General features: G+C 31.0%; 19 protein-coding genes. All 19 read left to right on the top strand.

Features of this window, described 5'->3' with window-relative positions; translation table 11 throughout:
- The first annotated feature begins 128 nt into the window (after positions 1 to 128).
- Positions 129 to 854: a YveK family protein gene (locus tag BM319_RS12720; RefSeq protein ID WP_091022950.1), complete on the top strand. Its 726-nt coding sequence runs from the start codon at positions 129 to 131 to the stop codon at positions 852 to 854.
- A gap of 1 nt (position 855) precedes the next feature.
- Entirely contained in the window at positions 856 to 1551 is a 696-nt protein-coding gene (locus BM319_RS12725; RefSeq protein ID WP_091022952.1) for a CpsD/CapB family tyrosine-protein kinase, read from the top strand.
- Positions 1548 to 2321 (top strand): tyrosine-protein phosphatase, encoded by a 774-nt coding sequence (locus BM319_RS12730; RefSeq protein WP_091022954.1) that lies wholly within the window; start codon positions 1548 to 1550, stop codon positions 2319 to 2321. The genes BM319_RS12725 and BM319_RS12730 overlap by 4 nt, the downstream gene beginning before the upstream one ends.
- Before the next feature lie 338 nt (positions 2322 to 2659).
- Complete coding sequence (gene galU / locus BM319_RS12735; RefSeq protein WP_091022956.1) at positions 2660 to 3535, top strand: UTP--glucose-1-phosphate uridylyltransferase GalU; 876 nt, start codon at positions 2660 to 2662, stop codon at positions 3533 to 3535.
- A gap of 24 nt (positions 3536 to 3559) precedes the next feature.
- Positions 3560 to 4231, top strand: coding sequence for a sugar transferase (locus BM319_RS12740; protein WP_091023224.1), 672 nt, complete (start codon positions 3560 to 3562; stop codon positions 4229 to 4231).
- A gap of 15 nt (positions 4232 to 4246) precedes the next feature.
- Positions 4247 to 5185, top strand: coding sequence for a GDP-L-fucose synthase (gene fcl / locus BM319_RS12745; RefSeq protein WP_091022958.1), 939 nt, complete (start codon positions 4247 to 4249; stop codon positions 5183 to 5185).
- Between the two features lie 27 nt (positions 5186 to 5212).
- The gene (gene gmd, locus BM319_RS12750; RefSeq protein WP_091023226.1) at positions 5213 to 6292 is read left to right on the top strand and encodes a GDP-mannose 4,6-dehydratase; all 1080 of its coding nucleotides are present in this window, start codon (positions 5213 to 5215) and stop codon (positions 6290 to 6292) included.
- Between the two features lie 18 nt (positions 6293 to 6310).
- Positions 6311 to 7084, top strand: coding sequence for a WecB/TagA/CpsF family glycosyltransferase (locus BM319_RS12755; protein WP_091022960.1), 774 nt, complete (start codon positions 6311 to 6313; stop codon positions 7082 to 7084).
- On the top strand, positions 7062 to 8252 hold the full coding sequence (locus tag BM319_RS12760; protein ID WP_091022962.1) for a glycosyltransferase family 4 protein: 1191 nt from the start codon (positions 7062 to 7064) through the stop codon (positions 8250 to 8252). Before BM319_RS12755 ends, BM319_RS12760 begins: the two co-directional genes overlap by 23 nt.
- On the top strand, positions 8249 to 9460 hold the full coding sequence (locus tag BM319_RS12765; protein ID WP_091022964.1) for a glycosyltransferase family 4 protein: 1212 nt from the start codon (positions 8249 to 8251) through the stop codon (positions 9458 to 9460). Before BM319_RS12760 ends, BM319_RS12765 begins: the two co-directional genes overlap by 4 nt.
- A gap of 3 nt (positions 9461 to 9463) precedes the next feature.
- Positions 9464 to 10699: an O-antigen ligase family protein gene (locus BM319_RS12770; protein ID WP_091022966.1), complete on the top strand. Its 1236-nt coding sequence runs from the start codon at positions 9464 to 9466 to the stop codon at positions 10697 to 10699.
- Between the two features lie 133 nt (positions 10700 to 10832).
- Complete coding sequence (locus tag BM319_RS12775) at positions 10833 to 11924, top strand: glycosyltransferase (RefSeq protein WP_091022968.1); 1092 nt, start codon at positions 10833 to 10835, stop codon at positions 11922 to 11924.
- A 3-nt stretch (positions 11925 to 11927) separates the two neighbouring features.
- Entirely contained in the window at positions 11928 to 12482 is a 555-nt protein-coding gene (locus BM319_RS12780; RefSeq protein ID WP_286143755.1) for an acyltransferase, read from the top strand.
- A 331-nt stretch (positions 12483 to 12813) separates the two neighbouring features.
- Complete coding sequence (locus tag BM319_RS12785; protein WP_091022970.1) at positions 12814 to 14142, top strand: UDP-glucose dehydrogenase family protein; 1329 nt, start codon at positions 12814 to 12816, stop codon at positions 14140 to 14142.
- 78 nt (positions 14143 to 14220) lie between these two features.
- Complete coding sequence (locus BM319_RS12790) at positions 14221 to 15594, top strand: sugar phosphate nucleotidyltransferase (protein WP_091022972.1); 1374 nt, start codon at positions 14221 to 14223, stop codon at positions 15592 to 15594.
- Between the two features lie 78 nt (positions 15595 to 15672).
- Positions 15673 to 16635, top strand: a complete 963-nt coding sequence (galE, locus tag BM319_RS12795; RefSeq protein ID WP_091022974.1) for a UDP-glucose 4-epimerase GalE — start codon at positions 15673 to 15675, stop codon at positions 16633 to 16635.
- Between the two features lie 11 nt (positions 16636 to 16646).
- Positions 16647 to 17723, top strand: coding sequence for a glycosyltransferase (locus BM319_RS12800; protein WP_091022977.1), 1077 nt, complete (start codon positions 16647 to 16649; stop codon positions 17721 to 17723).
- Positions 17724 to 17776: 53 nt separating this feature from the next.
- A complete protein-coding gene (gene manA / locus BM319_RS12805) occupies positions 17777 to 18742 on the top strand; it encodes a mannose-6-phosphate isomerase, class I (protein ID WP_091022979.1) in 966 nt (321 codons plus the stop codon).
- 63 nt (positions 18743 to 18805) lie between these two features.
- The gene (locus BM319_RS12810; RefSeq protein WP_091022982.1) at positions 18806 to 20536 is read left to right on the top strand and encodes a phospho-sugar mutase; all 1731 of its coding nucleotides are present in this window, start codon (positions 18806 to 18808) and stop codon (positions 20534 to 20536) included.
- Positions 20537 to 20540 lie beyond the last annotated feature (4 nt).

The following is a 20540-nucleotide window of genomic DNA, read 5'->3' on the forward strand; positions in this document are numbered from 1 at the left end:
CCAAATTTCCCTATATCTAGATTAATTTTTACTTAACTTTTCGTTAAGTAATTGTTATACTAGGCACTGTTGAATATAAGGGTATATTTTAATAGAATAATAAATGTATAGAATTTAAGGAGGAAACGATGGAAGAGACGATTAGTTTACAGGAATTGTTCGGCGTTATTAAGAAACGTCTAATCATGATAATTAGTATTACAGTTGTAGCCACAGTGGTTACAGGAGCTATTAGCTATTTATTTTTAACCCCGATTTATCAATCTTCAACTCAATTATTAGTTAATCAAAAAGAAACAAAAGATTCTTCGATTTACCAGAATAACCAGGTACAAACAAATGTTCAATTGATCAATACATATAATGTCGTTATTAAGAGTCCAGCTATTTTAGATGAAGTTATTAATCAATTAAATTTAGATTATACAGTTGCAGAATTGACTAAAAAAATCACAGTTGCAAGCGAAAAGGATTCTCAAGTATTTACTGTTACAGTACAAGATCCAAATCCTGAGCAAGCACGTGACATTACAAACACGATAGCAAGTGTATTTCAGGCAAAAATTAAAACAATTATGAGCGTAAATAATGTAACTGTTTTAGCAAAAGCAGATTCAATTGAAAATCCAAGCCCTATAAAACCTAACAAGAAATTAAATATTGCAATTGGATTTGTTGTTGGTTTAATGATTTCAGTTGGTGTTGCATTCTTACTGGAGTATTTAGATAACACAGTTAAAACTGAAAAACAACTAGAAGAATTATTAGAGCTACCAATTTTAGGTGTTATTTCTGAAATATCAAAGGGAAATATTACACCTAAAATAAATTTGAAATTGAGAAAGGGTGCGTAAAATGGTTAAAAAAACAGCAAAAGAAAAATTAAAAAGATTTCTTATTACATTAACAAACCCTAAATCACCATTTGCAGAGCAATATCGAACAGTTCGTACGAACATTCAATTTTCTTCGGTCGACAAAAAAATAAAATCAATTTTAGTGACATCTTCAGAACCGTCTGAAGGGAAAACAACGACAATCGCAAATCTAGCAGTGACATATGCTCAGCAAGAAAAGAAAGTTCTCTTAGTAGATGCAGATCTTCGTAAACCTCAATTGCATTCTGATTTTAAATTAGAGAATTTTAAAGGTTTAACAACGGCTATTGCGCAAGAAAAGTCCTTAAAGGACGTTATACAAAAAACTGATATTAGCAATCTATCAATTCTAACTTCGGGTCCTATTCCACCAAATCCATCTGAACTATTATCTTCAGAGAGAATGAAGAAATTGATTGCACAAATGCATGAACAATATGATGTGATTCTTTTTGATGCGCCTCCATTGTTAGCAGTTACTGATGCTCAAATCATTTCACAAGTATGTGATGGAACGATTTTAGTTGTCCGCAGAGGATACACGGCAAAAGAAAAAATTAAAAAAGCAAAAGAGCTATTAACACTAGTAAACGCCAATATCCTAGGAGTTGTATTAAATCGAGCGGAACAGGATAAAGACGGTTATTACGATTATTATGGTAGCGAAAAATGATTGACCTTCACTGTCATATTTTACCTGGCCTAGATGACGGTCCAATTACAATGGAAGATAGTATTAATATGGCTCGAGCAGCTGTGGACAATGGGATACATACAATTGTTGCATCACCTCATCATCAGAACGGACGATACAATACAGACAGAAAAACAATACTTGAAAAGGTAGAAGAGTTAAATCTTGTATTAAAACAAAAAGATATCCCTTTAACGATTCTACCTGGACAAGAGGTAAGGCTATATGGTGAATTGATTCAAGACTTTGAACTTAATCAAATTGTTTCAATTAATGATGGAAGAAGGTATGTATTATGTGAGCTTCCATCATCCCATATACCGCATTTTGCAAATCGGTTATTTTATGAGATGCAAGCAAACCGCATTACACCAATTCTTGTTCATCCTGAACGAAACAAGGTTCTTATAAACGAACCATATATTCTTTTTGACCTTGTCCAAAAAGGTATATTAACTCAACTAACTGCTTCTTCAATAACTGGTAATTTTGGTAAAAAAATTCAAAAGTTTGCCTTTAAATGTATTGAGGCAAATTGGGTACATACTATTGCATCAGATGCACATAACACCAAAAATCGGAATTTTGAATTAATTGAGGCGTATGAAATCATCCGAGAAAAATTTGGGATCGATACCGAGTTTCAAATGAGGGAAAATGCTCAATCAATTGTGAATGGAGACATTCTTTATCCAGAAGAACCTCTTAAATTAAAACAGAATATTTTTGTTCGTTTACTAGGAATCTAATAAATGATCGGTGATATCTCCTTACCGTTATTAATGGGGGTACTCGGCTATATTGTGGTAGATGATGAAATTGATTAGTTTTCCATTTATCTTAATACAAATAGACCTTATGAAATCACTCAAACAAAACAGGCTATGCGTATTCGAGAAAAGGAGTAACAAACTTGAAATGATCTGCTTAGACGCCAGTCGTCAGAGGTATAGTGTGAGGAGGGGTTAGATGCCCTAAATTATATTTAATTTAAAAAAATATAGAGTTTCTTCTTGTGTATTTATTCACATGAATATAGAAGTGGAAACTTTATTAATTTGGGGAAAGCAATGGAGGGACTTAGTGAATGAAGAAAGTAAGAAAAGCAATTATACCAGCAGCGGGTTTAGGGACACGCTTTTTACCTGCAACAAAAGCAATGCCGAAAGAAATGCTACCAATCGTAGACAAACCAACAATTCAATACATTGTTGAAGAAGCAATTGAATCAGGTATTGAAGATATCATTATCGTAACAGGTAAAGGAAAACGCGCAATTGAAGATCATTTTGATTATTCATATGAGCTGGAACAAAATTTATTAGAAAAAGAAAAATATGCATTATTAGAACAAGTTAAAGCTCCATCAAATATCGACATTCATTACATAAGACAAAAAGAACCTAAAGGTTTAGGTCATGCAGTATGGTGTGCTCGTAATTTTATTGGGAATGAACCATTTGCAGTTTTACTTGGTGATGACATTGTAGAAGCTGAAACACCAGGATTAAAACAGCTAATGGACCAATATGACAATACATATTCTTCAGTAATTGGTGTTCAAACAGTACCAGAAGAAGAAACGCATCGATATGGCATTGTTGAACCTATTATGCAAGAAGGTAGAAGATACGAAGTAAAAAACTTTGTTGAAAAGCCAGCACCAGGAACAGCGCCTTCTAATTTAGCGATTATGGGACGTTATGTATTTACACCTGAAATTTTTATGTACTTGGAAGAACAATCAATTGGTGCAGGTGGAGAAATTCAATTAACAGATGCCATTCAAAAGTTAAATTCAATTCAACGTGTGTTTGCATATGACTTTGAAGGAAAACGCCATGACGTTGGAGAGAAATTAGGCTTTATTAAAACAACAATTGACTTTGCATTAAAGAATGAAGAATTAAGAGAAGATTTATTGAAGTATTTACATGAAATGTTAGCAGTAAATATTAAATAAGGATGGATGATTAGATTGAAAGCAATGAGATTTGAAAAATCAGAATATGCTTCTCAACCACTCTTATCGAAAGAAATAGTTGAAAAAAGAAGGATCTATTTGATAACAAAGAGATTAATGGATTTAATCGGAGCAATCTTGGGTCTTCTATTATTATTACCAGTATTTATTGTAGTAGCAATTTTTATAAAGTTAGAAGATCCGAAAGGACCGGTATTCTTTTATCAAACAAGAGTCGGTAAAAATGGAAAAGAATTTAAAATGTACAAGTTCCGTTCAATGGTAACTGATGCAGAAGAACGATTAAAGGAACTCCTAAAGTATAATGAGGTTTCTGGTGCAATGTTCAAAATGAAGGATGATCCTAGAATTACTAACATTGGTAGATTTATTCGAAAAACATCGATTGACGAGTTACCTCAATTCATTAATGTTTTGTTAGGTGACATGTCACTCGTTGGTCCAAGACCACCACTTCCTCGAGAAGTTGATGAATATACTGATTATGATAAACAGAGATTACTAGTTACGCCTGGTTGTACTGGGCTATGGCAAGTTAGTGCCCGTAACAGTGTAGGTTTCGATGAAATGGTTCAACTAGATCTAACTTACATAAATAATCGATCAATAATTTATGACATTAAGGTTATCTTAAAAACGATTGGTGTATTATTCGGTTCAAACAACGCGTTTTAATGAGGAGAGAGAAAATTGAAGAAGGATTCGAAAATATATGTAGCTGGTCATCGTGGCTTAGTAGGTTCAGCAATTTTAAGAAAATTACAAGAAGAAGGCTATACAAATTTAGTTTTTCGTAATAGTAAAGAACTAGATTTGCGTGATTTTAAAGCAGTTGAAGAATTTTTTGCTGTGGAAAAAATAGAATATGTTTTTCTAGCAGCAGCTAAAGTTGGAGGAATTGTTGCAAACAACGAGTATCCAGCAGATTTTATTCGTGACAATATATTAATTCAAACTAGTGTCATTGATGCTGCCTATAAAAATAGTGTACAAAAACTATTATTCTTAGGAAGTACATGTATATATCCAAAATTGGCACCTCAGCCATTAAAAGAAGAATATTTATTAACTGGTGAGCTAGAACCAACAAACGATGCCTATGCAGTAGCGAAAATTGCAGGGATTAAAATGTGTGAATCTTATAACCGTCAATATGGTACAAAGTATATTTCTGCAATGCCTACAAATATGTACGGACCTAACGATAACTTTGATTTACATACATCACACGTGTTACCGGCATTATTACGCAAATTCCATGAAGCAAAAGAAAACAATGATCCAACTGTAACTGTATGGGGAACAGGTACACCTCTACGTGAATTCTTATACTCAGATGATTTAGCAGATGCATGTATTTTCTTAATGAACAATTATGAAGGAAATGAAATTGTAAACGTGGGAGTTGGGAAAGATATTTCCATTGGTGAATTAGCTGACAAAATAAAAAATGTAGTGGGCTTTGAAGGAGAAATAGTATTTGATATAACAAAACCGGATGGTACACCACGTAAATTAGTAGATACAACAAAAGTTAATTCTTTAGGTTGGACGGCAAAAACCTCATTAGATGAAGGATTAGTAAAAGCATATGCAGCATTTTTAGCACAATTTCAGTTAACGAATTAAGAGAGCGGGGAGAACAACAAAATGTCAATGAAGAAAATAGCTTTAATAACTGGTGTTACAGGACAGGATGGGTCTTATTTAGCAGAATATTTATTAGAAAAAAATTATGAAGTTCATGGAATTATCCGACGCAGTTCTTCTTATAATCAAGAGCGCCTAGAAGTTCTATTTAATGATGAGAAATACGCGTTTATGACAAATAAAAATTTTATTTTACATTATGGTGATGTAACTGATACTTCAAATGTGATTCGTCTAATTAGCGAAATTCGTCCGGATGAGATTTACAATTTGGCTGCGCAATCACATGTCCGAGTATCATTTGATACGCCTGGATATACCCTAGATGTAGATGGAAAGGGTACTCTTAATATTCTAGAAGCTGTACGAATCTTGGGTTTAACAGAAAAAACTCGTGTGTATCAAGCTTCAACATCTGAACTATTTGGAAAAGTCCAAGAAGTACCACAAAAAGAAACAACTCCATTTTATCCTCGTTCTCCATATGGTGTGGCAAAGATATATGGATTCTGGATTACAAAAAACTATCGCGAATCTTACAACATGTTTGCAGTAAACGGTATACTTTTTAACCATGAATCTGAGCGTCGTGGTGAAACATTCGTTACTCGTAAAATCACACTTGCAGCAGCCCGAATCGCTCAAAATAAACAGAAGAGACTAAAGTTAGGTAATTTAGACGCTTTACGTGACTGGGGGTATGCAAAAGATTATGTAGAATGCATGTGGTTAATCCTTCAACATGATAAACCCGAAGACTTCGTAATAGCGACTGGAGAAATGCATTCAGTTCGTGAGTTTGTAGAATTAGCTTTTAGACATGTTGGTATTGAAATTGAATGGAATGGAACGGGGATAGAAGAAAAAGGTATAAATAAATCAACAGGTGAAGTAATTGTCGAAGTTGATGAAAAATTCTTCCGTCCATCAGAAGTAGATCAACTGTTAGGTGATCCAACTAAAGCGAAGACTTTACTAAGTTGGAATCCAACTAAAACTTCATTTGAGGAATTAGTTAAAATTATGGTGACTCATGATGAAGAAAAAGTTTCTAATGAAGATAAAGTAAAGATAATGTTTAATTAATTATAAAGGATAATCTATATGAAAAAAAGTAAGATATTAAAAGTTAATATTAGTGTAATAACAATGAAAAAACTAGTGTCCCTTATTAAAAATCACTTACAAGAAATTAAAGGAGATTATATTTGTTTTTCTAATGTGCACACCACCGTAATGGCTTATGAAAGAGAAGACTATTTAAAAGTTCAAAATTCCGCTTTGTTGGCGTTACCAGATGGTGCGCCTCTTTCTGTAATTATCAAAAAAAGAGGTTTTGACGAGTCAGAGAGAGTGACTGGACCAGACTTTATGAGTGAGATATTTAATATTTCTGAAAAAGAAGGTTATAGTCATTTTTTTTACGGCAGTACTAAAGAGACTTTAGAAGAATTAGAAAAAAATCTAAAAAGTAGATTTCCGAAAATAAATATTGTGGGTACAATTTCTCCACCTTTTCGTCCTTTGACTAAAGAAGAAAATTTGAGTGTGATAAATAAAATTAATGAAACAAATGCGGATTTTTTATGGGTAGGATTAGGTGCCCCGAAGCAAGAAATATGGATGTACAATCAAAAAAGTAAAATTAATTCACTAATGATAGGTGTAGGTGCAGGTTTTGATTATCATGCTAATAAAATTAAAAGAGCTCCTTTAGTTATGCAAAGGTGTTCTTTAGAGTGGTTGTATAGGTTATATCAGGATCCAAAAAGGTTATTTAAGAGATATTTAGAAACTAATACAAAATTTATTTTTTATGTATTAAAAGAAATTATATTCAAAAGGAAGAATATTGATGAAATGCATTCAAATTCATAATGATTATTTAGTACCTGGGGGGGAAACAACTTCAGCAAAACTAATTGCAAAGGAATTGGAGAATAATGGAGTAGAAGTAATAAGGTATTATAAAAATAACAGAGAGATATCTAATAAGAAAAATATATTTTCTAAAATAAAATATGGACTAAAATCAGTATATAACCTTTCTACAATAGTTGAAGTAGAAGAAATATTGAAGAAAAATGATATTGATTTTGCAATTGTTCATAATACATCGCCACTAATTAGTAATAGTATCTACTACATATTGAGTAAATATAATATTCCTATATTAAAGTATGTTCAAAATTATAACCTATTATGTATGAATGGAAGCAAAAACTTGAATGCAAATATATGTAATAAATGTATAAAAAGTAGTAGTATGATTGGCGTAAAAAATAAATGTTATAAAGAAAGTTATATTTACACTATTCTAAAACTAATTAACAAAAAAGTATTTGAGAAATATTTCAAAAATAATATAACAAAATACGTGGCTATATCACATTTTGTTAAAGAAGAACATTTAAAATATGGACTAAATAAAGATAAATTTGAAGTATTATATCATTTTATTAATAATATAAGCTCAGATACAAGTTTTAATCCAAAGGTAAAATATTTTCTATATATGGGGAGATTAAGTGAAGAAAAAGGAGTAAATATTCTTTTGGAAACATTTAAGGATCATCAAGATAAAAAGTTATTTATTATTGGTGAAGGTCCTATGAAGGATGAAGTTGAAGGATTTATAGCTAAAAATAACTGTAGTAATATAGAATATTTAGGATTTAAAAATGGTATTGAAAAAGAAAATCTAGTGAAGAATGCTCTTTGTTTAGTTATACCATCAGACTGGGATGAGCCATTTGGCCGTATAGTTATTGAAAGTTATGGATTAGGGACACCAGTTATTGCGTCTGATAGAGGTGGATTAGGAGAACTAGTAGATGAAGGAATAACTGGATACAAATTTAATAGCAAAAATAAAGCTGGGTTCAGTTCGAAAATCACAAAAATTTGGAATGTTAATTCTGAAGATTACTTAAAGATGAGAAGTAATTGTATAAGAAAAAGTAACAAGGAATTTTCCCGTGAAGTTTATATAGGAAAGTTAAAAAATCTAATTGATACATGTAAGGAAGGTAAAGAGTATTTATGAAAATATTAATGTCAGCTTTTGCATGTAGTCCAATAAGAGGTTCTGAACCAGGTGTGGGTTGGAACTGGGCAAGAGAGATGTCAAAATTCAATGAAGTATGGGTAGTCACTCGTAGTAGTAATAGAAGTGAAATTGAAATGAATAGTGAAAATGAAAATATAAAATTCATTTATTTAAGTATACCATTCATATCTTTGATGGAAAAATATACACATAGCAAAATAATACATTTCTATTATTATTTATGGCAGAGATATATAGTGAAATACTTAAAAAAATTAAATGAAAAAGAGAAGTTTCAAATTATTCATCATGTAACATATAACGAGTTTCGTAATCCCGGATATCTATGGAAAATTGGTGTACCTTTTATACTAGGTCCTATTGGTGGCGCTCAAGAAATCGAGAACGAATTGATTGATTATTGTGAAGGAAACTGGAATAAAAAATTAGAGAAAATAAGAAGTTTTGTCAACAATAGAAGTAAAAAGAGCAAATATTTAGCCCAATCAATAGCAAACTCATCGAAAATAATTGTTGCAAATAATGATACTGCAAGATTTTTAGATTTACCTGATGATAAATATGAAGTAATGCTAGAGACTGGGGTAAAAAAAGAGAGCTGTAATTATATAGTTCGGAAAGAAAATAATAAGATTAGAATCCTATGGGTTGGAAATTTAATCTATATAAAGGGTTTTAAATTATTGATAGATGCATTTAGTAGAATAGCAAATAAAGATAAATATGAAGTTATTGTAATTGGTGAAGGTAAATTAAAATCAAAATATATAGAACTTCTAGAAAAAAACGGTATGTCCAATTATTTTAGTTTTAAAGGAAAGTTAAGCTATGCTGACACGCTTAATGAATATAGGTATTCAGATATTTTTTTATTTACAAGCTTAAGAGATACTTCTGGTAACGTTGTCTTGGAGGCAATGTCTAATTGTTTACCTGTAATTTCTTTAAATCATCATGGTGCTGCGGATATGTTAGATGAAAATTGTGCTATCAAAATTAATATTAATAATAAAGAGCAAGTTGTTGATGATTTGGTAAAGTCAATTGAATTATTAGGAAACGATTATAATAAGAGAATCGAAATGGGAATAAGTTCATTTAATAGAATTCAAGAAAAATATATATGGGAAAATAAAGGTGTACTTATGCAACAAATATATAATAAATACGCCAATAAAGCCTAACTAATGAAACAGAAAACTATAAAAATTTTCCTCTATTTTATTGATATTTTCCTTGTATTAGGGACCATTCCTTTTTTAACCAAATTTAATAATAATACTATTAATAATATTATTCATATACATCAAATGTTATACTATACAGCTATATATTTATGTTTATTGTTATTTATTGGTAGCACATTTAAAGGAGATAAGAAATTTACTTTACCGTTAAGTTTAATGTTGTTTTTTATTTATATATTTATTCAGTCTGCAATTTTTTCAAATTCTAGGATTGACTCATTATATAAAATAGTAATTCTTTTAGGAACATGTGTTTACGCACTAAGTTTAATAAAACGTTATCGATTTGGTGAGATAATAAAAATTAGCATGTGGGGCAGTTTAATTGTAAACCTTGTAACATTAGCATTTATAATTTTTGAACCTAATTTAGCGTTCGAAGGATATAAAGATCAGTTAGTTTTATCAGGATCTTTCCCGAATAAGAATAACTTTGCTACTTATATGATATTTTCTGTGATAATTAATCTGATATATTTAAGAGGAAACAGTAATATTTTTAAGAAGATATTAGGCTTGATGTCACTTATTACTTCGGCAATATTCCTGTTCATGAGTGATAGTGTAACTTCTGTAGTTACGTTAGTGCTTATTGTAATTATATATTATATAAACAAATTATTACGGAATAAACTTAATATAGTAAATGTTGGGTTGTTTATTAATCTCTCGGTCATTTTTATAATAAAACTCCAATCTATTTTTGAAGAATATTTTTTACAGTATTTAGGAAGAGATTTAACATTTACTGGGAGAACTTATATATGGGATGCAATAATAAGTCAAACCGGTAGGGGGTTGATCTTTGGATACGGATATGGGACGTTTTGGGGATATAATCCGCTATTAGAACAATCTATTATTTCAAATTACTCAGGATATATAGGTGGAGTAATCGTAAGTGGATCACATAATGGATTTTTAGAACTGATGTTACAAATTGGAATAATTGGAACAATGATATTTATTGGTATATTAATTTACTCAGGAATGAAACTAAGAAAAATAAAAGATAAGAATTTTTATCAATTTTCTTCTTTCTATTATATATATATACTAATTTATTTTATTACAGAAAGAAGTTTATGGAATATGGGGTATCAAACTCTCTTTCTTTTTTTAATTATTTTAGTAACTTTAGATAAATCGTCAAAATCAATTTCACATTATAATTAAATAGTATTCTAATTATAAATATATTAAAACAAATTTATAATAATAAATCTCTTCAAATTCTTACTTACTTTATTGTGCTTAATTTGGTAAAAGTATTCAAAAAGTAGAAAAGGTTTTTTAAAAGGAGAATCATATGAAGGTATGTTATAGTCCATATAATGAAGAAGCAATGGATCAAAATAAATATATATATCAGGTAACTAAGTCCATGGAAAAATCTGGATTTGAAGTTTTGAGTGTTAGAGAAACAATTAAGAATATTAAAAATTTTAAAGAGGTAAAAGTTTTTAATTTAAATTGGTATGAAAATATATACGATAAAAATAGCATTAAAGCTTATATACATTACTTATTTAAGTTGTGTTTTCTTTTCTTTTTGAAGATATTCAATAAAAAAATAATATGGACTGTTCATAATAAAATTCCACATAACACGAATAATGAAAAGTTAAGTAAAAAGATGATGATAAAACTTGCAAACTTGTCAAATATAATAATTACACACTGTGAAGATACAAATTTAGAATTAACAAATTTAACAGGTAATAATAAATTATTAAATAAGGTAAGAAAAGTAAATCATCCTAATTATATTGGGCTATACAATCAGCCGAATGTTAATTTAAGAGATTATTATAATATAAGTACCTCGGATATAGTATTTTTGTTTTTAGGGCAGATAAAGCCGTATAAAAACATTGAATTAATTATAAAAGCAGCAAGTGAATTTAAAGTTAATAATATCAAGTTTATTATTGCTGGTAAATGCGTAAGTAAAGAATATGAAGATAAGCTGCAACGATTAATAAGAGGAAATGAAAGTATAATACCTATTTTCAGATTTATTGAAAATGAGGAAATACCAAATTTTTTATATGCAAGTGATGTAGTATTATTGCCATATGACATTAATAGCAGTTTAAATTCAGGCGCTGCAATTCTAGCGTTTTCATTAGGAAAAACTGTTATTTGTCCAAGAATAGGCACTTTAAATGAAGTGAATTCATATGAGAATATGTATAGTTATATTTATCAAGATGAAAATGATCATATTAATAAAATTATTGGTCAAATTAAAAAAATATTGAATTATCAAAAACCTAAGGAAGTTCTTTTTGATAAGGGTAATAACCTACTTAAAATTATGGAGCGCGAATATAGTATTAATAAAATATCCGCAGACTATAATTTAATATTTAGTCAATTTTATGAAAAGAAGGAATAGTAGATGTTATTAGTTAGGGGTTACAGAAAAGCTAAAGGTATATTCAAATCAATAAACTATAAGATTATTTATAATAAATATTTAAAAGGACCTTTATTTTCTATGGGAAAAGGTGGTGAAATACTAATAATTGGTAAAAGCTCTTCGTTAATAGTGGGGAGAAATAATGTAATAAGAAATAATGTTAGCCTAAGGGTTACTGGGGGAAATCTAACATTTGGAAATAATGTTTTTATTAATGATAATTGTTCATTAGTTAGTCGTAAAAGTATAAACATAGGTAATGATTGTTTAATTGGTCAAAATGTTTGCATTTATGATAATAACCATAACTATAAAGAGAATATCTCTATTTCGAAACAAGGTTTCACTATAGCTGAAGTACACATAGGTAATAATGTTTGGATAGGCAGCAATGCCATAATTCTACCGGGTGTGAGAATCGGGAATAATGTGGTTATTGGAGCCGGAGCTATAGTTAATAAGAGTATCCCTGACAATTCGATTTATTATAATAAAATTTATGGAATCATAAAAGAGATAGACAGAGATTCTTGAGGGTGAGTATTAATAATATTGATAAACTTAAACATTAATAAGTAAAGCATTAATTATGATAAAAACAGTTTTTGTGATGCTAAGAACGATTACCCAAATGAGTCCAATAGATTAGCAGAAACTTCTCCATGAATCATCAATATTATATAAGATTTGTTTCTGTATAAACTAGGCAACTTGAATATCTTTTATTTAAAAATAACGATTAAAAAAACATAGGTTGAATATATATATTCTACATTTTATTATACTGCTCGACGTAAAAATATAAGAAATTGCAAATTATAGAATTGAAATATGAGATTTACTCAAAATTATTGGAGGTTCAGAAATGAAGATTGCAATTGCTGGTACAGGTTATGTTGGGTTAGTCACAGGCGTGTGTCTTGCAGAAGTAGGAAACACTGTTCTTTGTGTAGATATAGACAAAGAAAAAATTGAAAAAATGAAACAAGGATTTTCTCCAATATATGAAGAAGGACTTCAAGATTTAATGCAAATAAACTATGAATCTAGTCGTATTGATTATACTACTGATTATGAAAATGCATATAAAGATGCAGATATTATTATGATCGCTGTTGGAACTCCCGAACGAAGTGATGGATCTGCGAACTTAGATTATGTAAAAAAAGTAGCACGTCAAATTGCAGAAAACGTAGAAAATGATGTATTAGTCGTTGTTAAATCTACTGTTCCAATCGGTACCAATGATGAAATTGAAACAAACTTAAGAAAATATTTAAAGAATAATGTGCATATTGAAGTAGCATCCAATCCTGAATTTCTCGCACAAGGAACTGCAGTTCGTGATACTTTAAATGCTTCAAGAATAGTAATTGGTGTAGAAAGTGACTGGGCTCGTGAACGTTTAGAACAAATCTATCAACCTTTTAAACAACCTATTGTTGTTACGAATCGTCGCAGTGCGGAGATGATTAAGTATGCTTCAAATGATTTCTTAGCTCTGAAAATTTCGTTCATGAATGACATAGCAAATCTTTGTGAGATTGTTAGTGCAAATGTTGAAGATGTAGCTAAAGGGATGAGCTATGATGATCGCATTGGTAATAGATTCCTGAAAGCAGGATTAGGCTATGGTGGATCGTGCTTTCCTAAAGATACGAAAGCCTTGCATTGGTTAGCAAGTGATCATGATTATGAATTAAAAACAATCAAGGCTGCAATTGAAGTGAATCAAAATCAAAAAATGAAGTTAATTAAAAAAGCACGAAATATGGTTGAAAATTTTGATGGGATGAAAATAGCGGTCTTAGGCTTGACATTTAAACCGGGAACAGACGATATGCGAGAAGCACCTTCGATTCCTAATATTAATTATCTTACTGAACGTGGCGCAAATGTAATAGCATATGACCCAGTTGGGATAGAAAATGCAAAGAAATATTTTGGTGACAAAATTACGTATACTACCTCAATAATTGAAGCATTGGATCAAAGTGAAATGTGCTTCATTATGACTGAGTGGAAAGATGTTATGAATTTTGACATTAATCAATTCAGTAATTTAATGAAGAATCCAATCGTTTTTGATGGTAGAAATTGTTATAACCCTAAAGACATGGCACAAGCAGGAGTTGAATATCATTCAATAGGTCGTGAAGTGGGAGTTCCTGTTCTAGAGAGTATATTAAATTAAAATAGTCCTATTTTCTAATTAAGAAAATGAGGGCTATTTTAATTGGGATTAATTATATAAATAGTGGGGAGAGATATGATGCGTTTAGTCCTATTATCAGGCGGTTCAGGTAAACGATTATGGCCATTATCTAATGATTCACGCTCAAAGCAATTTTTAAAAGTATTATCTAATGAACATAATGAGTTAGAGTCAATGGTTCAAAGAGTCTGGAACCAATTAGAAAGCTTAGGGGTAGCAGAAAACACTGTAATTGCTACTAGTAAAACACAAACAGAAATGATAAAAAGTCAAATAGGTGAAGAAGTTAAAATAATTGTTGAACCAGAACGTCGAGATACGTTCCCAGCGATTGCATTAGCTTCTTCTTTTTTATTTTCAGAAGAACTGATTGACGAAAATGAAATTGTTGCAGTATTACCAGTTGATCCATACGTTGATAAAGCATTTTTTCAACGTGTTTTAGATTTAGAAAATGTTTTGAAAAATTCTGATGCGGACTTAGCTTTAATGGGAATTAACCCAACTTATCCATCATCAAAGTATGGTTATATAGTTCCATCAACAGTAAATAACGGGGTTATCAAAGTAAGTCATTTTAAAGAAAAACCTTCTGAAATTGAAGCAGAAGAATTAATTATTGACGGTGCAATTTGGAATAGTGGTGTATTTGCATTCCGTTTAGGAGCAATGTTAAAAATTCTTGAAGAAAAAGATTTGCCGTTAGTTTATAGTGAACTTTCTTCAAATTATAGTAAACTTCCAAAAATTAGCTTTGACTATGAAGTTGTTGAAAAAACAGACAAGATTGTTGCGATTGGCTATGAAGGCTATTGGAAAGACCTTGGAACTTGGAACACTTTAACAGAGGAAATGGGTTCTGATACAATAGGACAAGTTTTTAAATGGGGCAATTGTGGAAATACTCATGTCATTAATGAATTACATATTCCTGTAACAATAATGGGTATTCAAGATGCTATAGTTTCAGTGAGTCCAGACGGGATTTTAGTTTCTGAAAAAATGGCAAGTCAGAAGATAAAAGAAGTTGTTGAAAATTTAGACCGGCGTCCTATGTTTGAAGAGCGTCGTTGGGGCTCTTATCGTGTACTTGACCATATGGTATATGATGATGGGACACATAACGTAACTAAAAGAATTAGTATGCAACCAGGAAAGAATTTAAGCTATCATTGTCACCAACACTGCGAAAAAGTCTGGACGATTGTAAAAGGTGAAGGAATATTTGTAATTGATGGACAAATAAGTGTGGTTCGTGAAGGTGATGTCTTAACTATTCCGTTTGGGTACTTCCACTCATTAAAAGCCATTACTAATTTAGAATTTATTGAAGTTCAAACTGGCTTTCCTGTTGTGGAAGGCGATATTGAGCGCAAATATTTAGAATGGTTAGATATTGAGCGCGAGTGCTACAGTAAAGTAAAAAAATAAATTAAATTGGTTTTTTATTTATAAAATTTATCTTATTATTATAAATTTATTTAAACTCTTGGATACTGGAGGATACAAATGAAAGTATTAGTTACAGGTGGAGCTGGGTATATTGGAAGGTATGCAGTTAAAGCATTATTAAAAAGACAACATGATGTGGTAGTACTAGACAATCTTTCAACAGGTTCTGAAGAGGCTTTAATTGAGGGTGTTCCGTTTTATAAGGGCGACATTAGAAATTTCAAAATATTAAATGAGCTCTTTGATAGAGAAAATATTGATGTTGTTTTACATTTTGCAGCAAAATTAGTAGTACCTGAGAGTATTGAAAAGCCCTTAGACTATTATGATAATAATGTTACTGGTACAAATTCACTATTGAAAGCAATGAAATTAGCAAGTGTCAATAAAATAGTATTTTCATCTACTGCAGCAGTTTATGGACTTTTAGATAAAAAATCAATTTCTGAAGAAGATATTACAACTCCAATTAATCCATATGGTGAGACCAAGCTAGTAAGTGAAAAAATGATACAATGGTGTCATAGTGCATATGGATTAGAATATGTAATTTTTAGATATTTTAACGTAGCTGGAGGTAATAAAGTTGGTTTTTCACCGGTTAATCAAACGGTTTTAATACCTCGTATATTATGTGCAGCAAAAGGATTAATTGATGAATTATTAATATTTGGTAACGATTATCCAACTGGTGATGGAACCTGTATACGGGATTTTGTACACGTTGAAGATTTAGTTTTGGCTCATATATTAGCCGCAGAAAAAATGTTTGAAAACAATATTCAAAGTGGGATTTTTAATTTAGGAAGTGAAAAAGGTTTTTCCGTTTTAAAAACATTTGAAACTGCAAAGAAAGTTACAAATGTGTCAATTCCATATAAGATAGTTGAAAGAAGACAAGGTGATCCGATTAATTCGGTTGCTTCAAGTAAAAAGGCTCAAAATATTCTAGGATGGACCCCCCGTTATAATGACCTAGAAGAAATCATAAAAGATGCTTGGAAATATTATATAGTATAGGGTAATTTAGTATGAAAACAATCGTATATTATATTTCAGATTACGGATATGGTCATGCTTCCAGAAGTATTGCTGTTATCCGTAATTTTTTAAATAGAACATCAGATGTTAGGGTAATTATTTGTAATTCGTTCGCTATAGAATTTTTAAAAGAATCTTTAGTTGAATATGGTGAACGTGTTGTTTATCATGAAGTTAAGACGGATATCGGATATGTGCTTAAAAAAGATTCAATAGAGCCAGACCCAATTGCACTTAAAAATAGACTTTCTGATTACTATCATAATTGGGAAGAAATAGTTGAAAATGAACTAGAATATTTTAAAGATAAAAGTATTGTAGGTATTCTATCTGACATATCTCCAATTGGAATAGAGGTAGGATCTATTATCGATGTTCCTACAATAGGTATTTCCAATTTCACATGGTATTCTGCATACAAAGACTTGCTAAAAGAACAGGAATTAGAAAAGTTAAGAAAGTCATATGAACAACTTGATTACTATTTTTCTCTTGCAACTAATCAAGAGAAATGGGGTAGAGTTGGAGAATTCAATTTTTCATTTTTCAGTAGGACAGTTGATCTAAATGAAGTAAATAGAATAAGACAAATTGTAAATCCATCTGGCAACAAAAAGATAATTTTTGTTGGTATAGGTATGAAAATAGATATGCCATTAATGAATTTACCTATATGGTCAAATGCTGAAAATGTCTATATTGTTTCAGCCAATGTTCAAGCTGAAGGCAACGATATATTTAAGATACCTTTCGAATATACAGAGTCACAAAACTATATCGCAGCAAGTGACATCATAATAACGAAAGCAGGCTGGGGTACAGTTAGTGAGGCTGTAAATCAAGGTAAGACATTGTATGTCATTGACAGGCAATCATTAAATGAAGATCGTAATACTATTTCATATTTAAAGCAATATAATTTAGCTGAAACGATTACTTTAGAAAAATTATATTCAATTAATGATTTAACAATTAGAAATGAAGTTAAATGTGAAAATGAAGTAGAATTAATTGTAAATAAAATTTGTGAAATATTAAACTTAAAGTTTAAACAAAAAGCCATCTAGAATTTCTAGATGGCCTTTTGTTATTAGAATAATTAAGGGGAAGGTTTATGTAAATGAACGCATTAGTAGAAAAACAGGATCTTTTCTTTTTTAGTCCGGTCTTTCAAGAACGTATTTGGGGTGGAATTCAACTAAATGAAATCTTTGGTTATGAAATTCCTAATAACAAAATCGGAGAATGTTGGGCTATTTCGGCTCATGAAAATGGCCCTAGTATTGTAGCTAATGGTGAGCATAAAGGTTTAACTTTAAGCGAACTATGGAGTCAGCAAAGGCACTTATTTGGAAATTTAGAAGGGGAAAAATTTCCACTATTAACAAAAATTCTAGATGCTAAGGATGATTTATCAGTACAAGTTCATCCTAACGATACATATGCTCAAATCAATGAAAACGGTGAGTTAGGAAAAACTGAGTGCTGGTATGTTCTTGAATGTGAAGAAGACGCTGAATTGATAATTGGGCATAATGCTCAGTCAAAAGTTGAATTTCTTTCCGCAATTGAGGAGAACAAATGGGATGAAATTCTTCGTCGAATTAAGATAAGGCCAGGAGATTTTTTCTATATACCAAGCGGAACGGTACACGCAATATGTAAAGGTACATTAATTCTAGAAACACAACAAAACTCAGACACAACCTACCGTTTATATGATTATGATCGACGTGACGATAGCGGTAATTTAAGAGAACTACATATAGAAAAATCAATGGACGTCATTACTTTTCCTCATGCTGATGCCGATCCAATAAGAAATGAATATCAACAAGAAGGGACTGTAATTACAGAATTTATAGACAACGAATTCTTCTCCGTGGAAAGATGGAAAGTTACTGCAACTACAAATCTACTAAATAATAATCCTTTCCTTTTAGCTAGTGTTGTTGAAGGTGAAGGAAATATTACTATTAATGATGAAACTCATTCACTAAAAAAGGGAATGCACTTCTTGATCCCATGCTACGTAAAAGAATTCTCTATTAATGGTGAAATGGATTTAATTACTTCTCATGTTTAAAGAGGCATAATTCATACGCTTAATTTTTTGATTCTCTATAATTTAAAAAAGAGGTTACGATAAATGAATCATATAAATCAATTTGAAAGATGGTACAAACATCCATCATTAGACAATGAAATAAAATCATTACTAGAACAAATTAAATCAAACGAAAAACTAATAGAAGACAGCTTCTACAAAAACCTAGAATTCGGAACAGGTGGAATGAGAGGAGAACTAGGAGCCGGAACAAACCGCCTAAACATCTACACTGTACGAAAAGCATCAGAAGGGCTAGCTCGTTTCATCGAAAATCAAGGTGAAGAAGCAAAACGCCAAGGTGTAGTAATTGCATACGATTCTCGTCACAAATCACCTGAATTTGCAATAGAAGCAGCAACAACTCTTGGTGCACATGGTATAAAGACGTATGTTTTCGAAAGCTTACGACCAACACCAGTTTTATCATTCGCTGTTCGGTATTTAGGTGCATTTAGTGGGATCGTACTAACAGCAAGTCATAACCCACCGGAATACAACGGATACAAAGTATACGGTCCTGATGGTGGTCAACTTCCTCCAGCAGAAGCTGATGCATTAACTAGCTTCGTAGATCAAGTTGAAGATGAATTATCAGTAGAAGTAGCTTCAAAAGAAGATTTACTAGCTAATGGTTTACTAGAAATAATAGGCGACAAAGTAGACTCAGCTTATTTAGAAAAGTTAAAAACAGTTGTTGTGAATGCTGAAATTGTAGAAAAGCATGCGAAGGATTTAAATATTGTTTTCTCACCATTACACGGAACATCTAACATTCCTGTTCGTAACGGGTTAAGTATATTAGGTTATACGAATGTAACTGTAGTCAAAGAGCAGGAACTTCCAGACCCAAACTTTACAACTATAAAATCTCCGAATCCAGAAGAACACGCGGCATTCGAACTAAGTATTCTGTACGGTGAGCAAGTAAATGCAGACGTATTAATTACAACTGACCCTGATGCAGACCGTTTAGGTGTTGCTGTGCGTAATTCTGAAGGTGAGTTTACGATTCTAACAGGTAACCAAACGGGTGCGTTAATGCTTGAGTATTTATTATCACAAAAGAAATCACTTGGTACTTTACCTGAGAATGGTGTAGTTTTAAAAACAATTGTTACTTCTGAAATTGGACGAGTAATTGCACAAAACTATGGCATTGATACGATTGATACACTTACTGGCTTTAAGTTTATTGGCGAGAAAATTAAAGAGTATGAACAAACTGGTGAATACAAGTTCCAATTTGGCTATGAAGAAAGCTATGGCTATTTAATTCGTGATTTTGTAAGAGATAAAGATGCAGTTCAATCTGTAATTTTAGCTTGTGAAGTAGCTGCATACTATAAGTCCCAGGGTAAAACATTATATGATGGTTTACTAGTAATCTTTGAAAAGTATGGTTTCTTTAAAGAAGACTTAGTTTCTATGACGTTGAAGGGGAAAGACGGGGCTGAGCAAATTCAACAAATGATGAATGAGTTCCGTATGAATCCACCGAAAGAGTTTGCTAGTATTGGAATTGCAATAATAGAAGATTATAAGGAAAGTGCTAAAACAAATTTTGAGGATGGTACGACTGTTGAAATCAATCTACCTAAATCAAATGTACTAAAATACATCCTAACTGATGAAACATGGTGCGCATTACGACCATCAGGTACTGAGCCAAAAATTAAATTCTATTTCGGAGTTAAAGGATATACTTTAGAAGATAGCGATGAAAAATTAGAAGCAATTAAAAAAGATGTATTAAGTCGTTTTGACAAATAAGAAG

The organism is Bacillus sp. UNCCL81, from assembly GCF_900112535.1.
Classification (GTDB): domain Bacteria; phylum Bacillota; class Bacilli; order Bacillales; family Bacillaceae_G; genus Gottfriedia; species Gottfriedia luciferensis_B.